We start from the raw sequence: 26,942 nt of genomic DNA on the forward strand, positions 1-26,942 counted from the left end.
ATCGATCTCTTCTGTTAAAATCGTTTTTTTATAAATTCGATTGCAGCTGTGTGACTTTCTGCAACTATTTGCGCACCTTCTTTTCCATGATATTTTTCAATATTGAAATAACGATCATCATATGCGTTGGAGATGTGTGCTGTTGTTCTGCCAGTTTCACCACTCCCGATATAACCATCTTCAATAACAATCACTTTCTTTCCCGATTTTATTAAGCAATAGGCAATCGATAGGCCGGCAATGCCTCCACCAATAATCACTACTTCCGTTTCCATAGAAGCCGAAACAGGTGTGAATTTTAATGGTGCAATTGATGAAATCCAGAAGGAGACATTCTTTCCGGATGTTAAATAATCATCACGACTTGCATTTGAACTATCCATATAATTTAATAGTATCCATTTAGGAGATACTTGGATAGTATAATCTAAAAGTATGCCTTGTTTGTAACTAATTATTTGATAAATAATTAGTTGTGCTGTGAAAATAGCTCTACTAATCGTTGATTATTTTAGAAAAACTGGAAGGTATTGCTCAATTTGTTAATAAACATGTTCAAGGAGTTGAATTTGATAGCTATTTTAAGAAGATCCTTTTGGATGTAATTTTGGAAAAAATAAGACCCACCAACTGTATAAACTTTGTGGGTCTTATTTTATTTATAAGCCGATTATTCTTTACTTGCTTTTTTATTAATATAACCTTCTGCTATTTTGGTTAAAGCTATATCTGTAGCTTTTTCATTTTCAAGTGTTTCGTTTAAAAGCTTAACAACATCATTGTGCCCCATGTTTGCCGCAAATGTTTTAAGCGTTCCATAAGTGGCAATTTCATAATGTTCTACCTTTTGTGCCGACAGAATTAAACCGGCATCCCTAACCATTGAACCACTTTCTGTATCACTTAATATACTTTCGGCTTCAGTAACCAGTCCTACCATGGCATCACATTTTTTACCGGTTGCTTTTTTTCCTAATAGTTCGAAAACTTTTTCCAGCCTGGTAATATGATCTGATGTTTCTTTACTATGTTTCTCAAAAGCAGTTGCCAGTTCTGGAGAGGTAGATGCCTTTTTCATTTTAGGAAGAGCTTTAGCCAGGTGTTTTTCAGCCCAATAAATATCCTTTAGCTCATCAATAAAAAATTGATGAAACTCAGATTTACTCATTTTATTCTCAGTTTTGCCTCCAATTTTACCAACAGCTTGTGCGGTTTTCATAGAAGATTTGCCTCTTACTTGTGTTGTTGCCATAATTAATTGATTTTAAGTTTGTTGTTATTATGTATCTAAAATTATGCCCTAGAGTAATTAGCGGCTTATTTAGAAAAAGCAGTATTAACAGATATTACTTTTCTGGTTGCTGACTTAACCTCAATAATTATAGAATTCTTTGTGCTGCATTTACCAATAAATAAGGGTTATTCTTTATAAATTTCACTCAGAATCTGAATTTTCTGATGGGCAATTTTTAAATAAGCCTGCTGCTCTTGTACAATTGCAATACATTCCAGTGATAGCATAAAGCAATCCTCATCATATGTACCGCGTTTTTCAGCCATTTCACAACATTCAAGTAGTTCTTTAATGCTTTTTCCAATAAAAAGAGTTCCGGCATCCAACCAAATCCTGTAGCCCTTGCTTGTGTTGGAATTATCGTAGTTGCATTCGCCCCCCCATCAGGTTAACATATTCAGTTAATTCTTCAGCAAAGTTGAAACTCTGGTTACTTAACTTGGCAAAAAGGGCTTTCAAGTTATCTTCATCCACTATTTCAGATGCCTTGTGATATCCTTCAGCTCTATCATAATTAATTTCCATTCAACTATTTAATAAAGAAATTTGCTGGTCATATATATATTCCATTTTTATTAATTCTTACACCAGTAAAAAGGAAAAATTAATGCCAGTAAATCCTGAAAATTATTTAAAAACGCGTGACAGTTGGGGTGTATATTACTCATAATCAATAATTTAATATATTTTAGTTGTTCCCCCATATGTGCAATAAATGCTACCAGATTGTATTGTAGAAAATATTAACCATTATCATATGCCGACTTATTTTATAAAAAAGAGGTTTGAATATTTTGATCGAAAAATTCAATTAAGATTCCGTTTCTATTAGGTATTCTTTAATAATCATCTTCAGTACAGTGACTTAGAAAAGCGTAGATTCTCTTACTTATTTTAGGGCTACATCAGTTGAGAAAAATTCACTATTGAATTATTGATTCCATATTTCTATGTATGAGTTGGCATTGTTTTTTGAATTAATCGATTAATTAAAGCAATAAGATTATGAACACGCAAGATTTTAGAGCAGGTATGGACAAGGATAATACGGGCTCTTCTCAAACCAATACCAACTCACAAGAAAATGTTGAAGAAAAAGGTTGGAACAATGTATTGCCTCCGGAAACAGAAAAACCATTAATGACTGATTATAGTATTTTTAAAGCAGGTAGTGACGATTTTCAAGAGCATCCTGTCTTTACTGCAGATCAAGAAAAAGAGGTTATGGAAAAATCTGAAGAAAAAGACAATTCATAAAAAACGGTGGCAATCTTTTTGAAAATAGCTAAGAACTGTTATTAAACCAACTAATTCTTACGCTATGCAAAAGCCATCAAAAAAAACCAGCCAATCAAGTACAGATAAAACTAAAGACCTGATACCTGATACAGAAAATGCTGAACAACAACAATTATCGACCAATCAGGGTACGCTGATTAATGATAATCAAAACTCATTAAAAGCAGGCAACAGAGGCCCTACTTTAATGGAAGATTTTATTTTCAGGGAAAAGATCATGCACTTTGATCATGAACGGATTCCTGAACGAATAGTGCATGCCCGAGGAGCCGGAGCTCATGGGCATTTTGAGCTTTATAAATCCATGAAGCAATATACTAAAGCGGCATTTTTAAATGATACCTCAAAGAAAACTCCGGTGTTTGTTCGTTTCTCCACTGTTGCTGGTTCAAGAGGTTCTACTGACCTGGCCAGGGACGTAAGAGGTTTTGCTGTTAAATTTTACACCGATGAAGGAAATTACGACTTGGTAGGTAATAATATGCCTGTTTTCTTTATACAGGATGCTATTAAGTTTCCGGATTTAATTCATGCCGCCAAAGGTGAACCCGATAATGAAATTCCTCAGGCTGCCACTGCACATGACACTTTTTGGGATTTTATTTCACTGATGCCTGAATCAATGCACATGATCATGTGGGCTATGAGCGACAGGGCTATACCACGAAGCTTTAGCCGTATGGAGGGTTTTGGTGTTCATACCTTTAGATTCATTAATGAGAACAAGGTTTCTACGTTTGTGAAATTTCACTGGAAGCCTTTATTAGGTGTTCACTCGGTGGCATGGGATGAGGCACAAAAAATTTCGGGAAAAGATCCGGATTTTCATCGCAGAGATTTGTGGGAAGCCATCGAAGAAGGGTTGTATCCCGAATGGGAGTTAGGGGTGCAATTAGTACCGGAAGAGAAGGAATTTGATTTCGGTTTCGACCTGTTAGATCCTACTAAAATTATTCCCGAAGAACTTGTGCCTGTTGAAATAATCGGAAAGCTTACGCTAACAAAAAATCCTGAAAATTTCTTTGCAGAAACGGAGCAAGTTGCTTTTCACCCGGGACATTTGGTGCCTGGTATTGATTTTACCAATGATCCTTTGTTGCAGGGACGCTTATTTTCCTATACTGATACCCAGTTGTCGCGTTTAGGCAGTGCAAATTTTCATGAGATTCCGATCAATCGACCCATTGCTCCGATTCACAATAATCAGCGCGACGGACATATGCGTCATATGATCAATTCAGGGAAAACCAGTTATCAACCCAACTCTATCCGTGGTGGTTGCCCATTTCAAACGACTATTCAACAGGGTGGTTTTGCCAGTCATGCTGAACACATAGATGCCCCTAAAATAAGAGATCGCAGTAAAAGCTTTTTCGATCATTTTAGCCAGGCTACCTTATTTTTTAATAGTCAATCGCAGCCCGAAAAGAATCATATTATTAAAGCGCTAAGGTTCGAACTGGGCAAAGTTGTTCTTAAGGATATTCAAAACCGAATGCTTGGGCTACTTTCATTAGTTAACTCAGAGCTGGCAAACGGCGTTGCAGAGGGTCTTGGCATGCCTGTACCTGAAAAACCGTTATATCCTATCAATGAAAGTATTCCTGCCGATATGGTTGTTGAAGATTATCAACCAATATCTGTTAATTCAGCTACCGACAAGTCGCAGGCTTTAAGTATGGAGTTTACGATTAAAAATACTATCAAAGGGCGTAAAATTGCTCTAATAGCAGGCAATGGTGTAGATGGCGTAGCATTAAATGCTATTAAAGAACGCCTTTCGGCAGAAAAGGCGCTGGTGAAAATAGTATCATCAAATCTAGGAACCATCAATACCAACGAAAACAACATAATTAAAGTTGATTTTAACTTTCTAACCACATCCTCTGTGCTGTTTGATGCTGCATTCGTATTCGATAATAGCAATCCTTCTTTTCTACATCAAACAGAGGTTCTTGAATTCATTAAGGAAGCTTACACGCACTGTAAACCCATTGCAATTCCATTCGGTTTAATAGATCGTCCGGAATTAACCAACATCAAAGTATTTGCAGAAGAAGATATGGGTGTCATCCTTATTAAAGACGGTGATACCAATGGGGTAGCAGATTCATTTATTGAAGCGGTTGCTAATCATCGTTTTTGGGAAAGGGAAACGTTTTAGTCTTGAGTTCGGAGTTTTTATTTAGTTCATGGTTCATGGATCATAGTTCATGGTTTTTTTAGTCTTGAGTCTTGAGTTCGGAGTTTCTTGCTTGGAATAATTACTCCCGACTCACGACTCGACTCACATTTTATTCATTTCTTTTATTACCTCTGCTTTTGTTTTATGAGCGGTTAATACCGGAATTGTTTTTACAGCGAAGTTTTGAATTTCAGCGTTGTTTGCATTTTTGCTTTTTTTCTCGAAAGCATCTATAGCATCTTCATGACATTTAACCATTTCTTTGATGTATTTTTTATCAAATTCTTTTCCTGTTACTGCAGCCAGTTCATTGTATGTCGACTGTTTATTATCTGTTAATGCAACTGGCAAGGTGACATTACTTTTTCCGGCAAGTGCTGATAACTGATCATTAGCCTTCATATGATCTGTTTCAATTGTTTTGGCTAATGTTTTTACTTCATTTGATGATGCATTTTTCTGAGCGAGCTTAGCAGCTTCTATTTCAAAAAGACCATCTCCATAAGCCATGGCCAGAAATTCGGCATCGTCTCTCATCGGACCACTCATGGTATTGTATGATGTATCTGTTGAAGTATGATCCCTCGTAACTGTATCTGTTGTCATGGTATCAAAGCCAGCTGAATCTGTACTATTTCTGTTGTTTTTGTCGCCCCGCTGCTGACAGGCAACATAGGCTAAGCTCACTGCTACAGTGGCTACCACCAATATTCTACTTTTCATCAGAAGTGATTTTTGGTTTTTAATTAAGTTTCTATTTAAACGTATAGATAGGCTGATAGTGAAACTATTATGCCATAATAATGTGTTAAAAGACTTAATGCTAACAGTTCATTCGAATTTTGGATAAATGGTTATTGGATGCTGATTTAGCTGATATATCTATCACAAGCTTTTACATTTTTAGGGTATCCTGATACCCTTTTTGTGTAGTTTAATCCTTTGTTTATCAGATGTTTACTTTTGGTATACGGTAAATTGAACGCTTCTTGTTATGGCATTATTTTTCTGCCTTGTAATAACATGAATGAACAAAACACAAATGATTATACCGGCAAGGCTGGAGTAAATCAACAAGGAAATCAAAACCAAAATCCTGAACAAAACAAACCTGAAACCAGACCCGAACAGGATCCAAGAAAAAACGACCCTACTCAACCTGAACGTCGGAACCCTGGACAAAATGATCCTACGAGGGAAGACCCTATCTGGAATGAACCTATAGGTGATAACGATACTGGTTTTAAAGAAAGTGATGATGAAGATTTTGCTGAACAAGATAATCCTCAGCAAAATGACGAGAGTGATGATTCTTAAAATGAAGAGTCTAAGGAATTGGTGTGTGTTTGTTATGCTTCCAAAACATTATTTTTTTACGCTCTCTTATGGCATCGGTAACTCATTAGTTCCGGTGCTTTTTTTTACAGAACACATTATTGCGTCATCATTTATTAACTGCCGATAGATAATTAGTTTACACATCATTGTGACATATCTTCCTTAATTTGTTGTTTACGCCCCATTATTTGATTTTAAGTGGTTGAACATCAGTTTAGTATCATCTATTTAATCAATAAAAAATCACTACTTATATACCAGCTCCTTTCTCAAAAGCTAAGTACTGTTAACTATTGACTAATAAATAATAATCCAGTGCATTTTCGTTGAATCATTTTCTCATATGTGAATAGTGTGGAATCGGTTGATGGTCTGGCCTTTGAATCATTTATGGTATCAATGAACCTTTAAACTTTTTATTATTATGAGAACTGAAAGAAATGAAAGACTTTATTCAAGAGGCCGGAGAAGTAATTATCAAGGTGGAGATCAAGGTCGACGTTATTCAGATGAAGGTCGCTATGGGTCAGACGTAGGCTACGATGAAGATGAATACGACGATGATTTTGAAGATGAGTATGATGATGAATATGAAGATGATTGGGATGATGAAGTCGATGATTTTGAAGGTGAATATGATGAAGACTGGGAAGAAGATGACGACTATAACGATGACAGAGGTCGCCGATCGTCAGGCAGAAGAAGTGGTTCAGGAGGCAGAGGATTTGCTTCCATGGATCGTGATGAGGTAAGACGTATTGCTTCAATGGGAGGCAGAGCCCGGAGAGATAGTAGTTCTGGTTCTGGTTCCGGACGAAGCAGCAGTGGTAGGGATGATGATCGTGGCAGCTCAAGAGGAGGCAGACAAGGAATGGGTCGGTCCTCAAGCAGCGGACGTGGCAGAGGCAGAAGGTCAGGCGGCCAAGGATTTGCATCTATGGATCGTGATGAAGTAAGACGCATTGCTTCCATGGGTGGTCGTGCATCTGTCCGTAGCAGAGGTTTATCTGGTGGTCGTAGCTTATCAGGAAGTCGCGGATATTCAAGCTACAGGTCACGTGATGATTCTGGAAGATACTCAGGTAGAGATGATGAAAGACGCGGTTCAAACCGTGGTTATTCTTCTTCATCTGGCAATGGACGCAGAAGTTTATCAGACAATGGACGTAGAAGTTCAGGCGGAGGCCGTGGGTTTGCTTCTATTGATCGTGATGAAGTACGCAGAATTGCCAGTATGGGTGGTCGTGCTTCGGGCGGAGGAAGAAGATCTTCATCAGGTTCTGGCCGATCTATTTCAAGCTCAGGTGGAAGAGGCAGAGACAGGAGTTCATCACGCTATTGATTTATGAATACTGAATTAGGCGCAGTACTAATCAATAAACCAACTGGCCGCCGTTGTTAACAACATAGTTCGACGGCCAGTTATTACTTTTTAAAACTTTTAACCCAAAATCATGGAAACAAAGTCAATCTCTGAAACAAACGCTGTAAATGATATTACAGGTGGTTCAATGGCAAACAAAGATCCATCAGCTACAAAAAGTTTAGCTAATAACCATAATTCACTCCGTGGACTGCTGGAGCACCAGCTAAACGATATTTACAGTGCAGAAATGCAACTAACGAAGGCATTGCCTGAAATGGCAAAAGCTTGCAACGATGAAGAACTACAAGATGCTTTTCTAGAACACTTAGACCAAACCAAAAAGCATGTAGAACGCCTTGAAAAGATCTTCATTAAATTGAGAATTGAAAAAACAGGCGAAAGTTGCAAGGCAATGGAAGGACTTATCCAGGAAAACAAGAAAATAATTTTAGAGTTTGAGGAAAGTCCTGTGCGAGATTCAGCTTTAATCATAGGTGCTCAAAAAGTAGAGCACTATGAAATTGCATCGTACGGTTCAGTAAGTGAACTGGCAGATGTTTTAGGTCTACATAAAGTCGCTGATCTGCTTGAACGCACCTTACAGGAAGAAGAGTTTACTGACAAATTATTAAGCGAAATCGCAATGGATATTAATGATGACGCTTATGAAACTGAAGAACAAAGTAGTAGATAATTGTTCTTTTTCCTGGTAAGAAAGCTTGTGAGTAGCGGTTTATTCATAAGCTTTCTTCTTTAAAGAATAATAAATGATGCTTACAAATAAATAGTATATGAAAACGATCTTATATTTTATAGCCCTAATCCTGATAATCGGGTGGTTGTTGGGATTAACCGTTTGGCATACAGGTAATATTATTCACGTTTTACTTGTACTGGCAATTATTTCATTCTTATTGACCTTTATACGGTCTAATACAAATGTTTAACTAAAAAAAATGGTATATAAAAAACAAAAAAATGGATAAGGAAAAGACAAAGAAAGAGCTGAAAAAACCGCAAAAACCAGCTAGTGCGAATCAGCCAACTGACAAGGCAATGACTAAAAAAGCCAGAGAGGCCGACCATAATTCAATGGAAGGCAAAACTCCTGGTACTAACACCAGAAAGGAGTGATTGAACCATGAGTGCTAGTCCGCTTGACCTGAATGTAAGCAATAATGCAGAAATAAAAGGTTTGCCCGATTTTTTAGTGCATCAATTGAAGGATATTCTATGGACTGAAAAATTCCTTAGAAGACAGATGTCTGAAATAAGGTCATATGTTACTTCTGCCCGATTAAGAATGGGCATTGAGAATCATATGAAAGAAATAGATAAGCAAATTTGGCGGCTGGAAGAAGTATTTCTTGTGATTAATGAACCCGTACAAATGCAGCCAAATGTGGGCTTGAAAGCCCTTGTACAGGATGCAATGAAAACTATTAAGGCTACAAAATTAGGTAGTATGGTTAGAGATGTGTGCATTATAAATTGTTTACAGAAAGTTGAACATTATGAAATTGCATCTTACGGAACGTTAAAAACATTAGCAATTGTATTGGGTCATCCACAAGCAGCAGATTTGCTGGAACAAACACTCAATGAAGAGAAAAATGCAGATGCCATTTTTTCAACTATTGCCGAAGTTTTTATTAATGAACAAGCAGCTGGTGAATAACCTAATTATTGGGAAAAAACAGGTGCTTTATTTAGTATTGGGTTCTTTTTTCAGAATTAAACTTTCAGAATTAAACATTTCTTCCAATTCAGAAGGTAATAGCGTAATTGTAAATGTTGTTCCCGTACCAACCTCACTTTCTACATGTATAGAGCCATAATGATTCAGAATCACGTTTTGTGTAGTGGTGAGCCCTAACCCGGTGCCACCATCTTTACCGTTCGTATAAAATGCTTCAAATAATTTATTTAAATTTTCTTTAGGTATCCCTTTACCATTGTCATTAATAGAGATGACTATTTTACCATTGTTGTTAGTATTAGTAATAAATATTTCACCGCCGTCTTTCTCTTCAATCGCTTCAATCCCATTTACGATAATGTTTAACAAAGCAACTTTTATTTTCTCCCCATCAAGGTATAAGTCGCCAACAGTTGTTAAATGACTTTTAATGTTTACGTTTTTATTTCGGGCAGAGTCTTCAGCCATTTTGATGGCATCGACAATTAACTCATTTAGATTGTTTTTCGCTAGGTTTAATTTAGAGAAGCGAGTGGAAGTAAGTAGCTCTGTTACCAGATTATTAATACGCATGCAATTTCGTTCAACAATCTCTATCAACATCATTGTTTCTGGATTTTTATTTTCTTCTCTCAACTCATTAATAGCAAAGTTTATGTTTGTTAACGGGTTTTTCACTTCATGCGCTATAATGCGGGCGATGCGTCCCATTGCTGCAAATTTTTCTTCTTCACGGCGTTCTTTTTCACGCAGGCTTATTTTAGTAACATCGTGAATAATAAATTGGTAACTATATTCATCCTGAACAATAAAACTAATCAGCCCAAGTATTTTTTTATCCATAGACTCAGTAAGGAAACTGCATACTTCGCCTTCCAGTTGGTTAGTAATAACCAATTCCCAAAAATGCAATTGTTCATTATCTTCTATAAGATGAATAATTTTCATCTTCAGTAATTCTTCTCTGCTTTGCTGAAATTTCTTAACAGCACAAGGGTTGGCATCAATTATTTTTCCTGATTGATTGGTTAATAGTATGATGTCACCTGATTTATCAAATATGTCTTTGTATTTTTTTTCTTTATTTTCAATGATCTTTAATTGATTATAACGTTCAATGCTGTACCTTATAGAACGTTCTAATGAATCTGGTGAAATTTCGTCTTTAATCAGATAATCGTAAGCACCGGCAAGCATTACTTCTTTATCAATGTTTAAATTTCCTTTTCCGGTAACTATAATAAATGGGGCATTAACATCATAAACTTTTGCAATATTCAGTATATCAATCCCTTTGTACTTTCCCAGCTTGTAATCCACTAAAAAAACATCAATTTCATCTTCAGAAAAAAAACTTAATGCCTCGTCATAATTGGATGCTCGTTTCACCTGGTACTTTTGATTAGGAATCTGATCCAAGTAGTGTTTTGTCAGCAAAAAATCATCATCATCATCATCTATTATTACTATTGTGATATAATTGGTCATTAGCTTTTGGGATTAAGGTTTAAATCATTTGCGTAGCCGGATTAAAAAGGTTTTCGGGTAAAAAGACTGTAAAAATGGCGCCACTTTTTGCAATTCCTTTCGCTTTAATAAAACCTTTGTGATTATCAGCAATCCTCTTACAAATGGCTAATCCAATACCAGTACCTGTATATTCATTCCGACCATGCAACCGATTAAAAATCATGAATATTTCTTTTTCATTTTGATCGTCAAAGCCTATTCCGTTATCTTTTATCTCTATTTGATAGTAAACAGCAGCGGTATGCGGTTTAAAATCAGTTATTAAGTTTCCTAAAATGGGCTGATACTGAATACTAATCTCAAGACTTCTTTCCGGTGAGGAGTATTTAAGGGAATTTGATAGTAAGTTAAGAAATAATTGATGCAATTGAAATTTAATTCCCCAAATAGTTGGTAATGAGGATACTGTAATTTGGGCGTTTTTCTCAATTATGATAAATTCTAAGTCTTTTAAAACGCTTTTTACAATTGTATTAAGGTTGATTTCTTCAAATAAAGAACTATCAACCTGAGAAAGACGCGAATAATTCAATAAATCTTCAATGAATTTCCTCATTCTTATGGAGGCATTAGAAATGATATCAAGGTAAACTCTACCATCATTGTCCAGTTTACCACCATGCTTTTTTAGTAATACCTCACTAAATGAGATGATTTTTCTTAATGGTTCCTGCAGATCATGAGATGCTACATAAGCAAATTGGTCAAGCTCATCATTTGTATGGTTAAGTTCCTGTATTTTAGACTCGAGTTCGGCCTTTAACAGGCTTAATTTAGATAGGGCTTCCTGTTTTGATTTTATTTCATTTTGTAAACCAAGATAGGCGAACACTGAAATAATTATACCCATCAATGAAGTGATTAAAATGATTGGTATCAACACCTCTGCATTATTGATATATTTTCGGTTACGTTCCTGAAGAATCTTCTTTTGTGTGTAAATAATAGATGAAAAATCCAGTTCAAGTGCATTCATTTGCTTATTACTTTCCATAAAACAAGCAGGTTGTTGAAAACATGCCGGATCTTTAATAATATTCTCCCAAAACTTAAACCTTCCGTTAATCTTAATTTCAAGAAGTTCAACACTTATATCATCAACTCCGTTTCTATTTATATCCGGAGTAATTTGTCTTAAAAGAGAAAAAGCTTTTTGATGTTGGTTGTCTAAAGTAGGGATAAGAAAAACTGTATTCTTACTAAGTGCATAGGCTCTGATATTTGATTCGGTTTCTTTCAAGCACAACCGTAAATCCTGAATGTGACTGATTACTTCCTGCGAACGATTAACCATTGTAACCTTTCTAAAGAAAGAAATGCAAATGATAAAGGAAAGCACTGATGTTACTACCAGCAGAAATATAGAAATCGAAAATCCAATTCTAATCTTAAATAATGTATTTAGCAGATTGAACATTCTATAACAAATAATTTAAATCACGACCAGATTTGTGTAATTATTTTCACAAATGTCACATATTCAGAAAAATACTCATTTTTCTTGTTAAGAAAGTCGTTTGGCACTTTATTTTCTTATACACTATAATCAACTAATAAATTCAATTTATATACCAATTACATGTTATGGAATCGAAAAAAAAACAAGGAGTTATAAAAAATAATAAAAGTCTGAATACCCCCCCACATGGCTCGCCGGTTAAAACAGGTACAACTAAAACTCCGTCATCACGAAAGAAACCTGATAAAGTAGAAGAAGATCCTAAAACGAAGGACGAAAACAAGCGCAAGGAAGTAAAAGATCAAATTCCGGTACAGGCCTCAACAGAAGTTGCGGCAGATAATCCGAAAGGAGATGACGATTATCGAAAGACAGATCCGGATAAAGAATTATTAATGTAATTAGGGTTAAGGAGTTCGGAGGGCGTTTCTTAATCGCTTGACAAGATCATGTCCATCGGTAATCCTACTTTTTTGCTGTTCTATTAGCATATTTATTGTTGTTCCCATTGTAAAGAGAATATTCTGTTCCACTTTCTTGTAATTTTCGAGCGCTATAGTTTCTCCAAATTCACAATCGCTCAGAATAGAATGATCATCATTACCGGAGAAGAGCGCTTTTACATTCATCCATGAACGGTAAAACTTCCCTGGCAAACTTGAACTGTCTACCGGCTTATTGTTAATTTTAATAAGCTGATCAGAAAGTTCATGAATGTTTTTGGTACTGTCTTCTGCCAGTCGCTGAAAGAGTGTTTTTAATTCTTCATTTTTAGTTAGTTTTTCGGCTTTTTCATACCCCGCAATACGGTCTTTATTTATTATTATTAAATCATTTAAAGCAGTAGCAACTTCTGAAAAATTTGTTAATTCCATACACCACATTTTAGCTAATTAGAACCCCAAAATTATGCCCTAATTAAAAGCTGAAAAATAGGTTGCAGGAATAGATGGAGGTGTAGTCTATTACTAATTTTTACTCAATTTGTGGAACAGTGTGAGTTTTATATACAACTATTTTAATATATTATCAAATACAGTGATGGTTTGTGAAACACCTTCAGTCAGGGCACTTGTTTCTTCGTTTTTGAAAAAATGTTTTTTATCTCATCTAATACTGCTGTGTTTTTCATAAATTAAGGTTTATTATGGAATATGAATGAAATTTTTACGTCACAGCATTTACTTCAATTGAAAAATGTAGCGAAATGTTCAATAATTTGCCAAAATCATGCAACCAATATCAAGTTGTTTTTTAATAGATGATGATCTGGATGATCAGGAGATATTTAAGTTAGCGATTAGTGATATTGAGTATCCTATTGTGTGCATGTTCGCACGAGATGGGGCAGAAGCTTTACAAAAACTGGAGTCATTAACTAAACTACCATCCATTGTATTTCTTGATATCAATATGCCCCGTATGAATGGAAAAATATTCCTGAAATTGTTTAAAGATGATCCTCGCTTTATGCATATTCCGGTAATCATCTATTCTACCTATTTTAACAAACGTATTGAGCAGGAAATGATAGAATTAGGGGCTGATGGTTATATTGAAAAACCTCCGTCTGTTAAAGATCTTACTCAAAAGCTGCAGAAAATATTTATCCGGATGCTACCTATTCATTATTAAATAATGGTAAAAAAATGGTAATCACAGTACCTTGGTTTACCACACTACTAACTTTAATAAATCCATGGTGATTATCTACAATTTTTTTGCAGATTGCTAACCCTATGCCTGTGCCTTTATAATCCAACGGGTGCAAACGCTGAAAAATGGTAAAGATCAGTGGTGCAAATTTTTGTTCGAAACCGATACCATTATCTTCAAAATCAAGTTTAAGATAACGTTGGTGTAGTAAGTCTTCATTTCCCATGGAAAGGCTCTTACCATCAACTATCGTTGATTTTATGTTGATATGCGTTGGAGGGTTTGAAAATTTAAGTCCATTTTCAATAATATTCATAAACAGTTGTTGCATCTGAAGCGGATCAGCCTTAATAGGAGGTATGATAGCTGATTTAATAACTGCTTTTTTTTCTTGAATCAAAACTTCCAGATTTTCAAGAGTTGCAGAAAGTAGCTGATTCAAGTCGACAAGTGTAAAACTCTCTTCGGGTCTCTCCAGTTGCGAATAATTAAGGATTGCTTTAATTAGATCAGACATTCTATTTGCAGAAACATCTATTTTTTGCAGGTACTTTTTGGTTGGTTCTGAAAGCTGTTCATTGTCCAAAATCAGGTTTGAAAAAACCCTGATTTTACGCAAAGGTTCTTGTAAATCATGCGAAGTGATATAGGCAAATTGTTCCAACTCATAATTTATCCGTTTAAGCATTAAGTTGCTTTGTGTAAGTGCTACGGTACGATCTTCAATTCGTTTTTCCAATTCTATTGCGGCATTTTTTAGCTTTTGTTCGGCCTCTTTTAGTTTAACTTCCGATCTCTTTAAAGCATCTATATTTGTGGCTGTTCCGTACCATTTTATCACTTCGTTATTTTCATTTAATTGAGGGAAAGCCCTGCTTAAATGCCACTTATACGACCCGTCAGCCATCCTCAGGCGATGTTCCGCTTCATAAGGTATTTTATTGTTCATCGCATTATTCCACCTCTGCCTGGTAAATTCAATATCCTCCTGGTGAACTATAGTTTCCCATTTATAATGTGCTGATTTTTCGGTATGGTTATATTCCTCAATCCTATTGTTATAATAATAAATATCACCTTGCTGATTAGCAATCCAAACCAACTGAGGCATTGCGTTTGAAAGCTGTTGAAGTTCTTTTTCACTTTTTATGATATTCTCTTTTATTAATGCCTCAGGAGTTACCTCATTGGCTAGAATTACTACGCCTATTATTTTTTCATCAATATTGCGGTTTGGTTGAAAGACCAGATTGTAATAAACATCTTTTATTTCATATTCAGTTTTGAGTCTTAATTTTATTTCGTGTCCGTAATAATGATTGCCTGTAGTAAAAACATAGTCAAGTTCTTTAGAAAAGTTTTTTCTGAACAGTTGGGTTAGAATAGGGAAGAATTTTTTGTGGTCATGCTTGTTCCAAGTCTTCAAAATCGTTTTGTTAGCAAATTCAACTTCCATTTCAGGGCCTGATAAAATGGCAATAGCCATTGGAGATTCAGAAATAAGCTCCCTGTAATGCTTTTCACTATCTTCAATTCTTTTGCGCGACAATACTAACTCTGTAATATCATCTGCCATAGCCATAAGACCAGAAATACTACCGTCTTCTTCGCGTAAAGGTTCATAAATGACTTTCAGGTAGAATAGAACTTGCTTGCCCTTCTGATTTTGTAGCAGGGGTACTTCATGCAGAATTACCCGTTCACCAGTTTGATAAGCTTTATTCATGAACTCCATAAAGCCCTGGCTTGCTGCTTCGGGGAAGATATTAAAAGCAGGTTTGTTAAGTACTTCAGCTTCTTTTTTCTGAAACATTTCCTGCATTCGCTCATTCATTAATTCAAAACGATGATCCTTGCCTTTTACAATGGCTATAGCGATAGGAGCCTGAATAAACAAGTTGCGTTGTTGTTCAAAAATGTGAGAACGATAACGGGTAATTCTTAACTGCGACTTTATACGTGCTATCAATTCTTGTGCAGAAAAAGGCTTAATCAGGTAATCATCAGCTCCCATTTCATACCCTTCAATCTTAGACTCTTCACCGGCTCTGGCAGTTAATAAAATAAATGGCACTGAAGCTGTAGCCGGATTATTTTTTAATTGATGCAGGAGTTCCACTCCATTCATTACCGGCATCATCACATCACTTAGGATAATATCAGGAAGATTCTTGCTAATTTTCTGTAGTGCATCTTTACCATTAATAGCAACGGAAACTTCATAATAGGGTAAAAGCAGATTAGTTATATAATTGCGCATATCGGCATTGTCGTCAATAACCAGTATCCGACCTTCGTTATTTTTACCAAGTTTTTGGTCTGTTTTTTTACTTTCGGTCAAACTAATCGCTTCTTTAAGATACATCTGTGAGCTGGCTGAATACTTACTTTTTGAAGGCGATTGTAATTGTTTTTTAGGAATATGTTCCATGCCTAAAGGAATACTGACGATAAAGGTCGAACCTTTACCGAAGGTACTCTCAACAGCAATAGTTCCGTGCATAATTGTTACCAATTCATGAACCAACGATAGACCAATGCCTGTACCTTCAACACTCCTTCCTTGTGAGTTGGTGTTCTTATAGAATCGCTTAAATATATCACCGATTTCAGCTGATTCAATTCCGATGCCGGTATCTTTTACCCTTAGAACGGCATACGGTTCTTCTTTTGAAAGTTCTATACTAATAGAACCTTTAAGAGTGTATTTAAAAGCATTTGATAGAAGGTTAAGCACAATTTTTTCCCACATTTCTGGGTCAACGTATACTTCTTCTTCCAGATCTGCACAATTTACATGATAGGATAAGCCGGCGCTTTCTATTATTGAACGAAAACTGCTGCTTAATTCCTTCGTAAATAAACATAATTTGATAGGTGAGTAGTGAACGGTAGTCCTTCTGGCTTCAATGCGACTGAAGTCTAAAAGAGTATTCACCAATTTTAGTAATCGTATACTGTTACGATGAACAGATGAAAGCTGGTCTTTAACCTGCTTAGAATCACTTAAACTATCATTCAGCAGGTTTTCAACCTGCCCCAAAATAAGTGTTAATGGGGTTCTGAACTCATGGCTGATATTGGTAAAAAAAGTTGTTTTTGATCTATCGATTTCGGTGAGTGCTTCTGTTTTTTTTCTTTCAGCTTCAAATTCGTTAATCTTTATTAGATTAATTTTAATAAGATCTGCCATCTGCTCAAATAGGTTGAAATATAATTCGTCCAATTTCCTATAAAGGCTTAAACCTATAGTAATTAAAATCTTATCACTTGTTGTCGGATTATTAAAGATAAACAGAATAATAGAGGAAGAAGGTTTCTCCCCAATAACGGATGTAAGTTTTGTGATAATTGATGCTGGTAAATGATGGATTTCAATTTCTTTATCCTTTTGATAGGTGTCTAAGGAGATAATTTCGTCAAAAGATAGAGATGAAAGGTTATGAGTTCCTTCTACATACTTTATTTCGTTGCCCACCTGACTATATAATGCTGCAAAGGGAAAGTCAAGCGGGTTGTTTCTGATGACTTCCAACGCGTTATTAAACATTTCATCTGTAGAAGTGTTATCAGTAATTTCCTGACTGAAATCTTTCAGAAAGCTTAACTGTCGCTCTGTTAATACACTAGCCGTAGTTTCCTGAACCGCAGTAAAAACTCCTGCAACTTGTCCGGTTTCATTATAAATCGGACTATAGGAAAAGGTATGGTAAGTTTCTTCCGGATAACCACTTCTTTCTAAAAATAAGCGCTGATTTTCTGACCAGGTTGCAACTCCAGTCTGCTGTACACCGATTAATAGGGGGCCAATTTCTTCCCAGATTTCACTCCAAACCATTTTACCGGGTTTACCCAATACCTCCGGATGTTTTATACCCAGCGTGCTTATATATGCATCATTGTACAGAAACAACAACTCTTTTCCCCACCAGATAATCATGGGAAAACGGGAGTTTAACATAATGCTACAAGCCGTTTTTAATTGCTGGGGCCAGGATTTAGGTTCTCCTAATCCAACTTCATCCCAGTTTTTCTCCCGAATTAAACGACTCATTTTATCATTGCCGGAAAGAAAATACATGGCGACAGGGTTAATGGTTAATGAATTTACAGAATTAGTAGTAATAAATCATGTATTCTCATTCAACGAAACATGGTGAAATTAGGAGAGGAACTGGGTCACGGAGCTTACTTTCGAAAACGTAAAAACTACTTTAATTCTATTTTGCTAAAATTCAGCTTTTTATTGCGCTCTTTTTTGTAAATTTAGATAATAAATTAAACCAACAGCGTTAACCAAAAACCTTGTTTTCCTATAGATTATGTCCTATTTATTGGGTTCTATATTATTAACAATACTGGTATGTATTATAGGTGCAGTATTCCTTTACGTTTTAGTTCGTTTTATTTTGAGTGATCGCTCTGAGGATGATATGACCGGATAAAATACCATGACTGAAACAGTTCGAATAGGAAACGCCCGTGATTGACGGAAGTATATGCATAACAAATTGAATGGCAACAGCTTAACCATTTGAGTGTCATTTATTGCAACTATAACGCAAAGTATTGTTACCGGTACAGCACTTGTAGTGGAAAATCGTGTATTGAAGAAAATTAACCCATTCTAACCGCATCACACCTTGTTATTCGATTTCTGCTCTTCATTGCGGGTACTTTCCAAATTGAACAGTAGTAAACAATTTCAATAGTTAAATTCTCTCGAAAGATTTTATAGTATATCATTTGGAAATTTTATAAACTATCTTAGATTTGTAATATGTTCAAACATATGCACAAAATACCTTTACTTGATCACGATAGTAAAATACCGTTGAATAAACAGGCTGAAGATGCGTTGAGATCGCTTATCCAGCATCCTGACTTTAGTAATGGCGCTTTATTTCCAAAGGAAACAGACCTTGCTCAGCGTTGGAGCATTTCAAGAAATACATTAAGGCAAGCGATCAACAACCTCGTAAAGGAAGGGCTGCTTGAAAGAAAGAAAAGATTAGGCACAAGGGTAACCAAGCAAAAGATTGCCACAAACCTCAATAATTGGATGAGTTTTACGCATGAAATGGAAAGCATGGGGCTGTCTTTTAAAAATCTGTTGCTAATAACTGAAATGAAGCCGGTAACGGATGAAGTAGCTCAGAGCCTTCAGATTCAAACAGAAACAGAAGTGATTTGCTTAAAGCGGGTTCGCAGTACAGATGAAAATCCTATGGTGTATTTCGAATCCTACTTTCATCCACGTATAGGGATTTCGGAGAATGAAAACTTTGAAAAGCCTTTGTACGAGTTATTGGATGAGAAGTACAACGTAATACCGGTTTATTCTCAGGAAGAAATTAAAGCCATTGCAGCTAGTGATAAAATTGCTGAGATACTTAAAATAAAAGAAGGCGAGCCATTATTGGAAAGAAAAAGGTTAGTTCTTGATGCCGGAAGGAAACCTATTGAGTATAACGTGTGCTATTACCGAAGTGACTGGTTTACCTATAGCATAGAAATCAAACGTTCAATTTAAACCATGGGAACTAGAAAATCTATCGGAGTTGATGTCGGCGGAAGTCATGTGTCAGCAAGTATTATTGATCTGCAAACTCCTGGTACGCCTCAGATAAAGAGAGCTACCATCAATGCGTTCGACGAGGCCAGTTCTATTTTACAAACCATTGGCAATACGATCAATCAAACCTTTGTTGAAATCGATGAAGAAACAATTGATTCAGTTGGTATAGCTTTCCCGGGGCCATTTGATTATCAAAAGGGAGTAAGCAACATTGCATTTGTAGGAGGAAAGTTTGAGTCAACCTTTGGAATACATGTGCAACAAGCCTTAAAAAGTAGTATCGCCCTCTCCAATGTACCATTTTATTTCGCCAATGATGCCCATTGTTTTGCCGTTGGTGCCCATCATCATTTACAATTAAGCTGCAAAAGATCTGTATTCCTAACATTAGGGACAGGTTTTGGCTCTGCATTTATGGAAGAAGACTGCTTGATTCATAATCATGTTGCGCTTCCGGCAATTGGAGCTTTTTATAACGAGCCTTTTTTAGATGCCATTGCCGACGATTATTTCTCCACACGTTGGTTTCTTAAAGAGTTTACAAATAGAACCGGACAAGAAATTCGGAGTGTAAAGGAATTAGCCGAAGCTAAGAATCAGGTTTCAGCGTCCATGTTTAATGACTTTGGTGCTAACCTGGGCGCTTTCTTATTTCCTTGGTTGAAAGAGTTCGAATGTGAAGTTCTTGTAATTGGCGGAAATATAAGTAATGCAAACGCTTTGTTTAATGAAACATTAAGATCCGAATTGCAGCAGCTTAAGCATTTGGATATTATTTATTGCAATCATACCGAAGAGAGCATTCTGACGGGTGCTGCACTTATAGCTGAAAAAAAGTGCATTGAAGAAAAATTAACTCATTCTATAAATCATCAAGAATTATCAATGGATTTCATTCCAACAGTACGAAAAACCACACAACCTATACTACCACTAACCAAATCTTCTCCATCTCATCAATCCTATAACATCTTTCCAACTTTTAGCACGCAACATACAGTCCAAACTGGTTATGATTCATTGGTGCAAAGTTTATTAGCCGAAAAGACGGTTATTATTGATGGTTTTGGTGGCATATTATGGGATTCATTCCGAATGAACATGCAGCAGTGTTTTAATGGCTATGGCAAAAAAGTATTATGGTATGATATTGATTCCAGCCTTAAAACTCCTGACGAAATAAACGAGATGATTGCCGGTAACTTAAATGGCGATGATCCGATATTTGGAAAAAAATATTTGGGCAGCTTGATTGATTTTTTTGATCAGAAAAAGCTAAGTCTGTTAACACCGGATCAACATGCAGATCTGTGTATTGTTTATGGAACAGGTGCTGCGTTAAGTAATTGGGAAGGTCCACTTGTTTATCTTGATGTTCCTAAAAATGAAATCCAGTATCGAATGCGTGCTCAAAGTATTACCAATCTTGGTTCAAAAGAAATACTTGAGAATTCGCAGACGTACAAGCGGTTCTATTTTGTCGACTGGCCCGTATTAAACAAACACAAGCACCAACTACTTTCTAAAGTTGATTATATAGTTGATGAGCAACGAATAAACGAAGTTACCTGGATGAGGGGTGATGACTTTAGGAGCACATTGGATGAAATGTTTCAACAACCTTTCAGGGCAAAACCTTGGTTTGAAGCAGGTGTGTGGGGTGGAAATTGGATGAAAGAAAAAATTGAAGGACTACCGCAGGAAGAAATAAATTACGCCTGGTCTTTTGAATTAATTACACCCGAAAATGGAATTGTGTTGGAAGGGGACAATCACTTGCTGGAGGTTTCTTTCGATTTCCTGTTATACCATAATAACCAAAAATTATTAGGAAAAGCCGCTAACCGATTTGGAACCGAATTTCCCATTCGTTTTGATTTTCTTGATACCTATGACGGCGGCAATCTTTCCATTCAGTGTCACCCCAGAACCCAATACATCCGCGAAAATTTTGGAGAGAATTTCACGCAAGATGAGACTTATTACATTTTGGATGGTGAGCCCGACGCCAAAGTTTATTTAGGTTTTCAGGATGATATTAACCCGGATCGTCTTAAACAAGCATTATTTGATGCTCAGCTTAATGGAGTTGAGTTGCCTGTAGAAAAGTATGTACAAAAGTTAGATGCACATAAACATGACTTATTCCTTATTCCTAACGGAACTATACATGCTTCTGGTAAAAACAATTTAGTGCTAGAGATTAGCAGCACACCGTACATTTTTACCTTTAAAATGTATGATTGGCTTCGGTTAGACCTTAATGGTAATCCACGTCCCATCAATATTGAACACGCATTTAACAATTTACACTTTGAATATAAGGGAGATTATGTGGCCTCCAACCTGATTTCTCACCCTAAAGTTGTAAAAGAATGGCCAGATGGAAGAATGGTTAAACTACCTACTCACTCCGAACATTTCTATGCCATTGACCGATATGAATTTGGTAATGAAACGATCATCAATACAGACGGGCAATGCCATTGTTGCATGCTGGTGGAAGGAGAAGAAATTGAAGTAATTGTAGCTGGAAAAACCACTGTTTTCAACTATGCTGAAACGTTTGTAATCCCTGCCTTTGTAAAAGAATATACCGTTCGGTATCAGAAGAATGGTAAAGCTTACTTGGTGGTCGCTTATGTAAAAAACGAATGTTGTACAAGTAATTAAAACAACAATGCAAAAAAACTCAACCTTAAACACACGCTTTCTTATCTTAATCACACTTACAGCAACGCTGGGCGGTTTTTTATTCGGTTTTGATACTGCTGTTATTTCAGGAACCATCGTCTTTGTTAAGCAGCAATACAATATGGATGCTTTAATGGAGGGATGGTATGTAAGTTCCGCTTTATTAGGTTCCATTGCCGGAGTTGCTATCAGTGGCAAAATGGGTGATCGACTGGGCCGTAAAAAGGTAATGCTTTTATCGGCATTTCTATTCGGTATTTCGGCTATTGGTTGCGCATTGGCTCCAAGTGCATTTTGGTTAATCGTTTTCAGATTATTAGGTGGTTTAGGGATTGGAGTGGCATCTGTTATTTGTCCAATGTATATCGCAGAATTGGCCCCTTCAAATGTTAGGGGTAAGCTGGTAACCTATTATCAATTGGCAATTACGATAGGAATTCTTGCTGCATACTTTTCTAATGCGATGATTCTATCTGTTGCACATAATAATGAAGTGATAGTTACGGGTTGGCTGCAATTAATTTTCCATCAGGAGTTTTGGAGAGGCATGTTTGCAGCCGGGATTATACCTGCGCTTCTTTTTCTGTTTATGATCGTATTTGTGCCGGAAAGCCCCAGATGGCTGGCTATGAAACAAAAAACAGCAGAAGCGCAACAGATTTTAACAAAAATCTTTGGCTCATCACAAGCTAATACAGAACTGACCGGGATTCTAAATTCAGTTGAAAATGCCGGTAATGCAAAAAACATATGGACTGCCTTTACTGGATACCTAAAGAAACCCATCATCATTGGTATACTGTTGGCAGCATTGTCGCAGTTTAGTGGTATCAACGCAATTATTTATTACGGTCCTTCCATTTTAGAAAAGGCGGGTTTTAAACTCAGTGAGGCCTTGGGCGGACAGGTAACCATTGGCGTTGTGAATATGTTGTTCACTTTTGTCGCTATCTATTTCATTGATAAAAAGGGTAGAAAGCCACTGTTGTTATGGGGAATAGGAGGGGCTGTTATATCACTGTTGCTAGCCGCGCTGTTATTTGCTTTAAACACAACAAGCTTTTTGGTATTAATACCTATCATCCTGTTCATTGCCTGCTTTGCCTTTTCTTTTGGCCCGGTTACCTGGGTGGTTATTAGCGAAATTTTTCCGACCAATGTTAGGGGCGGGGCCGTGGCTATTTCTACTATGAGCTTATGGGTTGCTAATTGGGTGGTAGGCCAATTCTTTCCGGTAATGTTACAAAGCACCGGAGCTTCCATTACCTTCCTTGTTTTCGCCTTATTTAGTGCTTATGCATTTGTGCTGTCTTGGAAAAAAATTCCTGAAACAAAAGGAAAGACATTGGAAGAAATTGAACATTTCTGGCAGAACGAAACCCATCAGGCAGCGTCGTTAGAGAAAAGTTAACAACATGATTGTCAGATATAAATTTTAAAGAATTATACAACGAAAAATCAATCCAGTTTATCAAATAAACCGCTATGAGAAAAGTCATTTTATCACTTTTTGTGATTGTCTTAACAGTTCGTTCTTATGCGCAATTAACCGTGCCCTATTTTGGAAAGATTGAGTGGATTAACGGTTATGCCAAAGAGATTAAAGGCGAAAATATAAATTATGATTCTGCATATCCCGAATATGCAACAACAGCCTTACTTACCCGATGTACCGATGGGAAAAAGGAAATAGTTTGGGAAACCGCTCCGGTTCCTCAAAAAATAAAGGGGAAGTATATTTATTTTAGTTGGGTAGCAGCGCATTCATCTGGAACCAGCGCTGGCACACGCTATTTCGATTTATACCTTAATGATGAAAAATTACTAACCTTTACCACGCAACCCGCACATCAAACTCCTGATTGGAAGTTTGTTGCGGCCGATAGTTCTGCGTTGGTTTTTCATCAAACCAAAAGAGATGGAGCTAGTGATGCTCACGGGTTGGCCTTTCTACGTTTGCCACTGAGCAAAGTTAAACCAGGAATGCCGGTGAAACTTAAAATTGTAGGGCAAGCAGAAAAAAGTAATGATTGGTACATGACCTTTAAATTCTCATTTGAAGAAAAGGCTGATGTATATCCCCGACCATTTTTGTTAAAAGACCAGCAACAAATCATTGCTTTAACCGCTTTGCATTTTGGCAAAGAAGAGCAATTGCATGTTAAAATCAATAATAAGGAACTACCTCCTTTTCGCCTCCAAAATGGCGTAAATAAATTTGATATTCCTGTAAATGCTGTACAAAAAGAAGATAGCGTAATGCTTCGTGTGGCTTTCGGAAGCAAAGTTTTGATTAACAAGTTTGTGCAACTTAAGCCTGTGAAATATCGTGTGCTGCATTTTATTCATCATTCTCATACCGATATAGGTTATTCTCATCTTCAGCCGGAGGTGTTGAAAATTCATTTAAAGAACATTGATGACGCATTACAGATGATAGAATCCACAAGAAATCTTCCCAAAGAGGCTCAGTTCAAGTGGAATATCGAATCTTTATGGGCGGTTGAAAATTATATGAAACAGGCTTCACCCTTACAAAAAGAGAAGTTTATCGCGGCTGTAAAGGAAGGAAGCATTTGCCTTTCTGCCTTGTATGCTAATATTCTTACCGGTCTTAGTCAGCCGGAAGAAATGTTTCATTATACTGATTATGCTGATAAACTGAGGAAAGAGTATGGGGTAACCATAAATAGTGCTATGATTTCGGATGTGCCGGGTTTTGCATGGACCACAGTAACAGCGCTGGCCAAAGGAGGTGTTCGGTATTTTTCAAGTGGCCCGAATTTTTTAGGTGAGAGTCACCCGTATTGGGGCGACCGGGCTGGACATTTTGTTAAAACCTGGGGTGATAAGCCCGTTTGGTGGGTTTCTCCTTCGGGTGATGAAAAGGTCTTATTCTGGACAGGAGCCAAAGGCTATTCATCGTGGCATGGAGTAGCTCCGGGAGGAGTATTTGAACGTGGCCCCGGAAAAATTGCTTCCTACCTGAATGAATTGGATAAGAATAATTATCCTTATGAAATGGTGCAGTGGCGCTATAATTGTGTTGCCGATAACGGTCCGATTGATACGGCTATTTCCCGCTTTGTAGATCAATGGAATAAGAAATATGCATCCCCAAAAATTGTGTTGAATACCACCGATAAATTGTTTGAAGAATTCGAGCAAAAGTATGGAACTCAACTTCAACAGGTAAAAGGTGATATTACGCCTTACTGGGAAGATGGTGCTGCTTCTACCGCAGCAGAGGAAGGGAAAAATCGGGTGAATAGTTTGCGCCTGCAGCAATTGACTACACTGTATGCTATGCTAAATCCCAGTCAATATAATCAGGAAAGGTTTTATGAGGCTTGGAAAAATGTAATCATGTTTCATGAACATACATGGGGAGCTCATAATAGTATTTCGCAACCAGATGTTTCTTTTGTAACCGAGCAATGGCGCATAAAAAAGCAATTTATGTTGGATGCTGATGAAGAAATTAATGGATTGGAAAAAGAGTTATTACAACCTTTCAGTAATATAAAATCGAAAAAAATAGCCGTTTTAAATACGTTATCCTGGAAACGCAGTGGGCCTGTTAAGTTATCTGCAGATGTAAGTGCAAAATCGGTTAAAGATGGTTCAGGTAAATTATTACCGCTCCAAAAATTAAAGGATGGTAGTTATGTCTTTATTGCGCAAGATGTGCCGCCTTTGGGAACCGCAATTTATGAACTAACAAATGCTGAAGCCCCTATTGCACCAACACCGTTTATTTTAACAGATAATTCCCTTTCGAACGGAAAAGTGAGCGTTCAATGGGATAAAACAAATGGCAGTTTGTTGAACCTGAATTTGGGTACTGACTTTAATTATGCCGGAGATTTTAGTAAGCAGGGATTAAACAGCTATTGGTATGTACCAGGTTTAAATCCGGCCGATGCAGAGACCAATGGCAGTGTGCAGTTGCAAGTTCTAGAAAACGGTCCGGTACTAAAAACGATTAGTCTGATTTCCGATGCTCCCGGAGCTAATAAACTGGAACGCAGAATGAACTTATACGCTGGAAGTCAAGAAGTGGCCATTGAAAATATAGTAGACAAAAAAGCTATTCGAAATAAAGAAGCCGTACATTTTGGATTTCCTTTTAATGAAACATTGTGTAAAACAATAATAGATGTGGGTTATGGTTCAATGCAATACATTACTGATCAGTTACCAGGCTCTAATATGGATTATTTGTACGGCCGTAGGTGGTTGGATGTAAACACTAGCGATAGAGGTGTACAATGGATGTTGCTTGAGGCGCCATTGGTTGAACCCGGCAACATGATTGATGAACGACTTGTAGTGCCACCTAGCCATAAAGAATGGAAAAAGGAAGGTAAACCAACCGCAACATGGTTCAGCTATGTAATGAATAACTACTGGCATACCAATTATAAAGCTGATCAGGAAGGGATAGCACGCTTTAGGTATGCATTAAGGCCACATGGCAAATTCAGTTATTCTGAAACAGAAAAAATGGGTTCGGAATTTACACAACCTTTAGTGGCATTGCCGGTAAATGAATCAATGGGTCTTAAAGGAGGATTATTTGCGCTCAGTAATAATCGCATAGTGGTTACCAGCATAACACCGCAGCAGGATGGTAGTTTCCTTATTCGACTTTACAATCCGGAATCTTCATCAGAGCAAACGAAAATTCAATGGCAAAATCTAAAGCCATCACAATTCATTAATACGAATACAGGAAAAACTTTTCAGCATAATGAAGCCATCTCGCTAAGCGGAATGGGGGTTTTAGAGCTAAGAACTATAAAGTAAATAGTGGTTGAATAATGAAGAGATAATAAATACAG

Annotated in this window: 23 protein-coding genes; 14 read left to right on the top strand and 9 right to left on the bottom strand. The window is 36.7% G+C overall.

The window, feature by feature from the left end:
• Positions 1–14 precede the first annotated feature (14 nt).
• The 4 genes from SOLCA_RS23440 to SOLCA_RS22750 form a co-directional block, all read right to left on the bottom strand.
• On the bottom strand, positions 15–383 hold the full coding sequence (locus SOLCA_RS23440) for an NAD(P)/FAD-dependent oxidoreductase (protein WP_217166183.1): 369 nt from the start codon (positions 381–383) through the stop codon (positions 15–17).
• Positions 384–670: 287 nt separating this feature from the next.
• Positions 671–1,252, bottom strand: coding sequence for a YciE/YciF ferroxidase family protein (locus SOLCA_RS07405; RefSeq protein ID WP_014679821.1), 582 nt, complete (start codon positions 1,250–1,252; stop codon positions 671–673).
• A gap of 167 nt (positions 1,253–1,419) precedes the next feature.
• Complete coding sequence (locus SOLCA_RS07410; RefSeq protein WP_042479491.1) at positions 1,420–1,620, bottom strand: hypothetical protein; 201 nt, start codon at positions 1,618–1,620, stop codon at positions 1,420–1,422.
• Between the two features lie 31 nt (positions 1,621–1,651).
• Complete coding sequence (locus tag SOLCA_RS22750) at positions 1,652–1,819, bottom strand: ferritin family protein (RefSeq protein WP_081479981.1); 168 nt, start codon at positions 1,817–1,819, stop codon at positions 1,652–1,654.
• A gap of 480 nt (positions 1,820–2,299) precedes the next feature.
• On the opposite strand from SOLCA_RS22750, the gene SOLCA_RS07415 reads away from it, so the two are divergent.
• Positions 2,300–2,551 (top strand): hypothetical protein, encoded by a 252-nt coding sequence (locus tag SOLCA_RS07415; protein ID WP_014679822.1) that lies wholly within the window; start codon positions 2,300–2,302, stop codon positions 2,549–2,551.
• A 64-nt stretch (positions 2,552–2,615) separates the two neighbouring features.
• A complete protein-coding gene (locus SOLCA_RS07420) occupies positions 2,616–4,757 on the top strand; it encodes a catalase (RefSeq protein ID WP_014679823.1) in 2,142 nt (713 codons plus the stop codon).
• 123 nt (positions 4,758–4,880) lie between these two features.
• On the opposite strand, the gene SOLCA_RS07425 is transcribed toward SOLCA_RS07420, so the two are convergent.
• Positions 4,881–5,501: a DUF4142 domain-containing protein gene (locus SOLCA_RS07425; RefSeq protein ID WP_014679824.1), complete on the bottom strand. Its 621-nt coding sequence runs from the start codon at positions 5,499–5,501 to the stop codon at positions 4,881–4,883.
• Positions 5,502–5,801: 300 nt separating this feature from the next.
• Between SOLCA_RS07425 and SOLCA_RS07430 the strand changes: the two genes are divergently transcribed.
• From SOLCA_RS07430 to SOLCA_RS07445, 6 genes are all read left to right on the top strand, one after another.
• Positions 5,802–6,095 (top strand): hypothetical protein, encoded by a 294-nt coding sequence (locus tag SOLCA_RS07430; protein WP_014679825.1) that lies wholly within the window; start codon positions 5,802–5,804, stop codon positions 6,093–6,095.
• 445 nt (positions 6,096–6,540) lie between these two features.
• Positions 6,541–7,458, top strand: coding sequence for a KGG domain-containing protein (locus SOLCA_RS07435; RefSeq protein ID WP_014679826.1), 918 nt, complete (start codon positions 6,541–6,543; stop codon positions 7,456–7,458).
• 112 nt (positions 7,459–7,570) lie between these two features.
• Complete coding sequence (locus tag SOLCA_RS07440) at positions 7,571–8,176, top strand: YciE/YciF ferroxidase family protein (RefSeq protein ID WP_014679827.1); 606 nt, start codon at positions 7,571–7,573, stop codon at positions 8,174–8,176.
• A 97-nt stretch (positions 8,177–8,273) separates the two neighbouring features.
• On the top strand, positions 8,274–8,429 hold the full coding sequence (locus SOLCA_RS23095) for a lmo0937 family membrane protein (RefSeq protein WP_014679828.1): 156 nt from the start codon (positions 8,274–8,276) through the stop codon (positions 8,427–8,429).
• A 31-nt stretch (positions 8,430–8,460) separates the two neighbouring features.
• Positions 8,461–8,616 carry a hypothetical protein gene (locus SOLCA_RS23100; protein WP_014679829.1) on the top strand — a complete coding sequence of 52 codons (156 nt, stop codon included), beginning with the start codon at positions 8,461–8,463 and terminating at the stop codon, positions 8,614–8,616.
• Positions 8,617–8,623: 7 nt separating this feature from the next.
• A complete protein-coding gene (locus SOLCA_RS07445) occupies positions 8,624–9,160 on the top strand; it encodes a YciE/YciF ferroxidase family protein (protein ID WP_014679830.1) in 537 nt (178 codons plus the stop codon).
• Positions 9,161–9,187: 27 nt separating this feature from the next.
• On the opposite strand, the gene SOLCA_RS07450 is transcribed toward SOLCA_RS07445, so the two are convergent.
• Entirely contained in the window at positions 9,188–10,669 is a 1,482-nt protein-coding gene (locus SOLCA_RS07450) for a hybrid sensor histidine kinase/response regulator (RefSeq protein ID WP_014679831.1), read from the bottom strand.
• A gap of 19 nt (positions 10,670–10,688) precedes the next feature.
• Positions 10,689–12,128 carry a sensor histidine kinase gene (locus SOLCA_RS22225; RefSeq protein ID WP_014679832.1) on the bottom strand — a complete coding sequence of 480 codons (1,440 nt, stop codon included), beginning with the start codon at positions 12,126–12,128 and terminating at the stop codon, positions 10,689–10,691.
• Positions 12,129–12,295: 167 nt separating this feature from the next.
• Here SOLCA_RS22225 and SOLCA_RS07460 point away from each other — a divergent pair, with 167 nt between their 5' ends.
• Positions 12,296–12,571, top strand: a complete 276-nt coding sequence (locus SOLCA_RS07460) for a hypothetical protein (RefSeq protein WP_014679833.1) — start codon at positions 12,296–12,298, stop codon at positions 12,569–12,571.
• 6 nt (positions 12,572–12,577) lie between these two features.
• On the opposite strand, the gene SOLCA_RS07465 is transcribed toward SOLCA_RS07460, so the two are convergent.
• On the bottom strand, positions 12,578–13,045 hold the full coding sequence (locus SOLCA_RS07465; RefSeq protein WP_014679834.1) for a ferritin-like domain-containing protein: 468 nt from the start codon (positions 13,043–13,045) through the stop codon (positions 12,578–12,580).
• Between the two features lie 355 nt (positions 13,046–13,400).
• Here SOLCA_RS07465 and SOLCA_RS07470 point away from each other — a divergent pair, with 355 nt between their 5' ends.
• On the top strand, positions 13,401–13,805 hold the full coding sequence (locus SOLCA_RS07470; RefSeq protein ID WP_014679835.1) for a response regulator: 405 nt from the start codon (positions 13,401–13,403) through the stop codon (positions 13,803–13,805).
• On the opposite strand, the gene SOLCA_RS22230 is transcribed toward SOLCA_RS07470, so the two are convergent.
• Entirely contained in the window at positions 13,792–17,907 is a 4,116-nt protein-coding gene (locus SOLCA_RS22230) for an ATP-binding protein (RefSeq protein ID WP_014679836.1), read from the bottom strand. The two genes, SOLCA_RS07470 and SOLCA_RS22230, sit on opposite strands and share 14 nt — an antisense overlap.
• Positions 17,908–18,618: 711 nt before the next feature.
• Between SOLCA_RS22230 and SOLCA_RS07480 the strand changes: the two genes are divergently transcribed.
• From SOLCA_RS07480 to SOLCA_RS07495, 4 genes are all read left to right on the top strand, one after another.
• The gene (locus SOLCA_RS07480) at positions 18,619–19,359 is read left to right on the top strand and encodes a GntR family transcriptional regulator (RefSeq protein WP_014679837.1); all 741 of its coding nucleotides are present in this window, start codon (positions 18,619–18,621) and stop codon (positions 19,357–19,359) included.
• A 3-nt stretch (positions 19,360–19,362) separates the two neighbouring features.
• A complete protein-coding gene (locus SOLCA_RS07485) occupies positions 19,363–22,077 on the top strand; it encodes an ROK family protein (RefSeq protein ID WP_014679838.1) in 2,715 nt (904 codons plus the stop codon).
• Between the two features lie 7 nt (positions 22,078–22,084).
• Positions 22,085–23,509 carry a sugar porter family MFS transporter gene (locus SOLCA_RS07490; protein WP_014679839.1) on the top strand — a complete coding sequence of 475 codons (1,425 nt, stop codon included), beginning with the start codon at positions 22,085–22,087 and terminating at the stop codon, positions 23,507–23,509.
• 74 nt (positions 23,510–23,583) lie between these two features.
• On the top strand, positions 23,584–26,907 hold the full coding sequence (locus SOLCA_RS07495) for a glycoside hydrolase family 38 N-terminal domain-containing protein (RefSeq protein WP_014679840.1): 3,324 nt from the start codon (positions 23,584–23,586) through the stop codon (positions 26,905–26,907).
• Positions 26,908–26,942 lie beyond the last annotated feature (35 nt).

The organism is Solitalea canadensis DSM 3403 (assembly GCF_000242635.2).
Taxonomy (GTDB): domain Bacteria; phylum Bacteroidota; class Bacteroidia; order Sphingobacteriales; family Sphingobacteriaceae; genus Solitalea; species Solitalea canadensis.

Excerpts from the sequence above, each read along its gene's own strand:
- SOLCA_RS23440 (WP_217166183.1), bottom strand. The coding sequence starts at position 383 with ATGGATAGTTCAAATGCAAGTCGTGATGATTATTTAACATCCGGAAAG.
- SOLCA_RS07405 (WP_014679821.1), bottom strand. The coding sequence starts at position 1,252 with ATGGCAACAACACAAGTAAGAGGCAAATCTTCTATGAAAACCGCACAA.
- SOLCA_RS22750 (WP_081479981.1), bottom strand. The coding sequence starts at position 1,819 with ATGGAAATTAATTATGATAGAGCTGAAGGATATCACAAGGCATCTGAA.
- SOLCA_RS07415 (WP_014679822.1), top strand. The coding sequence starts at position 2,300 with ATGAACACGCAAGATTTTAGAGCAGGTATGGACAAGGATAATACGGGC.
- SOLCA_RS07420 (WP_014679823.1), top strand. The coding sequence starts at position 2,616 with ATGCAAAAGCCATCAAAAAAAACCAGCCAATCAAGTACAGATAAAACT.
- SOLCA_RS07425 (WP_014679824.1), bottom strand. The coding sequence starts at position 5,501 with ATGAAAAGTAGAATATTGGTGGTAGCCACTGTAGCAGTGAGCTTAGCC.
- SOLCA_RS07430 (WP_014679825.1), top strand. The coding sequence starts at position 5,802 with ATGAATGAACAAAACACAAATGATTATACCGGCAAGGCTGGAGTAAAT.
- SOLCA_RS07435 (WP_014679826.1), top strand. The coding sequence starts at position 6,541 with ATGAGAACTGAAAGAAATGAAAGACTTTATTCAAGAGGCCGGAGAAGT.
- SOLCA_RS07440 (WP_014679827.1), top strand. The coding sequence starts at position 7,571 with ATGGAAACAAAGTCAATCTCTGAAACAAACGCTGTAAATGATATTACA.
- SOLCA_RS23095 (WP_014679828.1), top strand. The coding sequence starts at position 8,274 with ATGAAAACGATCTTATATTTTATAGCCCTAATCCTGATAATCGGGTGG.
- SOLCA_RS23100 (WP_014679829.1), top strand. The coding sequence starts at position 8,461 with ATGGATAAGGAAAAGACAAAGAAAGAGCTGAAAAAACCGCAAAAACCA.
- SOLCA_RS07445 (WP_014679830.1), top strand. The coding sequence starts at position 8,624 with ATGAGTGCTAGTCCGCTTGACCTGAATGTAAGCAATAATGCAGAAATA.
- SOLCA_RS07450 (WP_014679831.1), bottom strand. The coding sequence starts at position 10,669 with ATGACCAATTATATCACAATAGTAATAATAGATGATGATGATGATGAT.
- SOLCA_RS22225 (WP_014679832.1), bottom strand. The coding sequence starts at position 12,128 with ATGTTCAATCTGCTAAATACATTATTTAAGATTAGAATTGGATTTTCG.
- SOLCA_RS07460 (WP_014679833.1), top strand. The coding sequence starts at position 12,296 with ATGGAATCGAAAAAAAAACAAGGAGTTATAAAAAATAATAAAAGTCTG.
- SOLCA_RS07465 (WP_014679834.1), bottom strand. The coding sequence starts at position 13,045 with ATGGAATTAACAAATTTTTCAGAAGTTGCTACTGCTTTAAATGATTTA.
- SOLCA_RS07470 (WP_014679835.1), top strand. The coding sequence starts at position 13,401 with ATGCAACCAATATCAAGTTGTTTTTTAATAGATGATGATCTGGATGAT.
- SOLCA_RS22230 (WP_014679836.1), bottom strand. The coding sequence starts at position 17,907 with ATGTATTTTCTTTCCGGCAATGATAAAATGAGTCGTTTAATTCGGGAG.
- SOLCA_RS07480 (WP_014679837.1), top strand. The coding sequence starts at position 18,619 with ATGCACAAAATACCTTTACTTGATCACGATAGTAAAATACCGTTGAAT.
- SOLCA_RS07485 (WP_014679838.1), top strand. The coding sequence starts at position 19,363 with ATGGGAACTAGAAAATCTATCGGAGTTGATGTCGGCGGAAGTCATGTG.
- SOLCA_RS07490 (WP_014679839.1), top strand. The coding sequence starts at position 22,085 with ATGCAAAAAAACTCAACCTTAAACACACGCTTTCTTATCTTAATCACA.
- SOLCA_RS07495 (WP_014679840.1), top strand. The coding sequence starts at position 23,584 with ATGAGAAAAGTCATTTTATCACTTTTTGTGATTGTCTTAACAGTTCGT.